At 69.6% G+C, this 2,680-nt stretch carries 3 protein-coding genes; 1 reads left to right on the top strand and 2 read right to left on the bottom strand.

Annotated features, from left to right (window positions below; genetic code table 11):
• A partial coding sequence (locus tag WCJ52_RS12590; RefSeq protein ID WP_336903650.1) for a TonB-dependent receptor occupies positions 1-960 on the top strand: 960 nt, incomplete at its 5' end.
• 85 nt (positions 961-1,045) lie between these two features.
• Here WCJ52_RS12590 and WCJ52_RS12585 read toward each other — a convergent pair.
• Positions 1,046-1,462, bottom strand: coding sequence for a DUF6491 family protein (locus WCJ52_RS12585; RefSeq protein ID WP_336903649.1), 417 nt, complete (start codon positions 1,460-1,462; stop codon positions 1,046-1,048).
• Positions 1,463-1,542: 80 nt separating this feature from the next.
• Positions 1,543-2,680, bottom strand: a 1,138-nt coding sequence (gene mnmC / locus WCJ52_RS12580; RefSeq protein ID WP_336903648.1) for an FAD-dependent 5-carboxymethylaminomethyl-2-thiouridine(34) oxidoreductase MnmC, incomplete at its 5' end; no start/stop codon positions are given.

The raw sequence follows: 2,680 nt of genomic DNA, 5'->3' as shown, positions 1-2,680 counted from the left end.
CGCTGGCAGGCCCTGGACTGGCTGGCCTTCCGGGCCTCCCTGTCCGGCACCTACCGGGCTCCGCCCCCGACCATCACGACGACCAACTTCACCCGTGGCCTGACCAATGCCAATGGCACCTACAAGGCCAACGACCTTTACGGGAATCCCAACCTCGATCCGGAAACGGCGACCACCTACGACTTCGGCCTGATGTTCAAGTTCGCGAACTTCAACGCGACGCTCGACTACTGGCAGTTCGACTTCAAGGACGGCCTGACGTCACAGGCCACGGCTGACATGCTCGCCCTGATGTTCCCGGCATCTTCCCAGACCGGTAACTGCGGCAACCCCGCCTATGCCGCCCTCCAGACCCATTTCACCTTCGACCAGGGGGTCTGCGGCCGCAGCAACATCCTCGCCTACCGGACCCAGTACATCAACGGCGGGCCGGTCAAGACCACGGGCCTCGACTTCCAGGCCAACCTCATCGTGGGCGAAGTCCTGGGCGGAGATATGAGCGCCGGCGTCGACGGCACCTACCTGCTGGACTACGACGAGACCCCCTATTCCATCGAGGGGTTCCCGATCGCTACGGGCGTCATCAAGCGGGCCGGCACCTACCGGGCCTCGGTCTTCACGGGCTACAATCGGATCCGTGGCAATGGCTACCTGAACTGGTCCTCGGGGATCCACAACCTGCGCTGGCAGACCCGCTATGTGTCCTCGACCGTCCAGGTCGAGGCCTCGCCGATCGCCATCGCCGCCAACGTCAGGGGAACTACGAAGATCGATGAGTACTGGCAGAGCGACATCACCTACAAGATCGACCTGCCCTGGGAGACCACGGCCACGGTGTCGGTGATGAACGTCTTTGACGCGGATCCGTCCTTCGCCATCGGCACCCAGTACAACTACGATCCGGGCAGTGGAAACCCGCTCGGCCGGGTTGTCTCCCTGGGCCTGAAGAAGCGCTTCTGATCGGCTTCCACGACTGAAAACGGAAAGGGCGTCCCTCGCGGGACGCCCTTTTTGTTTCGGGGCCTGGCCCGGCGGAGACTGGGGATCAGGGCCGTGACTTGCGCGGCAGGGCGGCGGCCTCTTCCGGAGTCAGGCGGGTGATCTCCGACACTGGACACCGGGTGACGCCGATGGGCCCCCGAACCCGAACCTGGACATCGATCGGCGCGCAGATGGAGCTGGAACCGCGGGAATCCAGTCCGACCTGCGTCTCCCAGTCCAAGTCGGGGCAGCGGCCCATCAGGTCCAGGCGGTAGATGTCCTTGCTGCGCACCCGAAGGTACAGGGTCTTGTCGTCCGGCGCTGCAAAGCCCCGAACGTCGCGGTTGAAGAAGCAGGCGCGCGTCGGCTTGGCGGCCTCGGGACCCGGCTCGGTCCCGGCCGGAACCGGTTGTCCCTGGGCGACGGCAGCGCCGGCGAGGGTGAAGGCGGCGACCGCCGCAAGGCTCAGTCTGGAGATCATGGCAAAAGCTCCGTGGGTTTCCGGGACGGAGGATAACAGTCAGGTTGAGGCAGGATAATGGCCTGCGAAGACCCCCCCTCTTACCCTGCGCTATAGCGCCCTGGCGCCAAGAGGGCGGCGAGGTCTTCCGGAAGGGGCGATGGCGCGCCTGTGGCCAGGGCCGCAATGTGCTCGCCCAGCAGGGGCGCCCAGGTCAGGCCCCGGGAACCGAGCCCGCCCAGGACCAAGAGCCCCGGGGTGCCCGGAAGAGCCCCGGCCAGGGGCAGGTGGTCGCGGGTGGTGGCCCGAACCCGGGCCCGGCCTTCCAGGGCGCGGCCGGAGAGGTCCGCCGCCAGGGCCGGCCGCGCGCGGGCGAGCGCCTCGAGGTTGGCCTGGTGGTCGGCCTCGGTCACCTCGGTGGAGGTCTCACCGCGCCGGAAGGTCGCCCCGAACAGGAAGCCATTGGAGAGGGGGGCGAGATACCCGCCCCCCTCTCCAATGGCTTCCTGTTCGGGGCGACCTTCCGGCGCGGTGAGACCTCCACCGAGGTGACCGAGGCCGACCACCAGGCCAACCTCGAGGCGCTCGCCCGCGCCCGCGGCCAGGATGACGGTGCGGAAGACGGAGGTCTCGCCCGACGCCGCCGTCAGCCGCCAGCCCCCTTCGGCCCGCTCGAGGGCCTGCACCTGACCGGCGAGGGGCGCCCCACACCAGGCCTCCAGGACCTGCCGGGGGTCGAGGCTCAGGGCGTCCGGCTGGTCCAGTCCGGCCCGGTCGGACGGCTCGCCCAGGCGCGCCGATGCCCCTGCCGGGTCGAGTAGCCGCAGGGTGCCCTCCGGAAAGAGGTCGGATCCGGCGATCCGGGCGAACCTCGACGGGTCCCTGTCGGTGGCGGCCAGTTGCAGGACCCCGCGTGCGAGCATCGCCCCGGGGACTTCCGGATAGACGTCCAGGGCCCGCAAATAGGCCTGGGCAGCCAGCCTCGCGACGGGGCCAAGGCCGGCGTCCAGGCGCGGCGTCACCAGGCCTGCAGGGTTTCCCGAAGCGCCGGCGCCCGGTGCCTCGGCCTCGAAGTGGACCGGCTCGACGCCCAGGCGGCGCAGGGCCCGCATCACCGATGCCCCGGCGATCCCGGCGCCAATCACGGCCACCCCGCCGGGACCGGCGGGGTCCCGACCCTCGCCGGGGAAGATGGCTTCCAGGCGCTCGCGCTTCCGCCCGTGGCCGGGCGCCCGGCGC

It is taken from the genome of Phenylobacterium sp., assembly GCF_037138395.1.
In the GTDB taxonomy this organism is placed as follows: Bacteria; Pseudomonadota; Alphaproteobacteria; order Caulobacterales; family Caulobacteraceae; genus Phenylobacterium.
The sequence above is the reverse complement of the archived record's forward strand: the minus strand, read 5'-3'. Positions and strand labels throughout refer to the sequence as shown.

Bases quoted from the DNA above. Each gene is read 5' to 3' on its own strand.
- WCJ52_RS12585 (WP_336903649.1), bottom strand. From the start codon at position 1,462: ATGATCTCCAGACTGAGCCTTGCGGCGGTCGCCGCCTTCACCCTCGCC.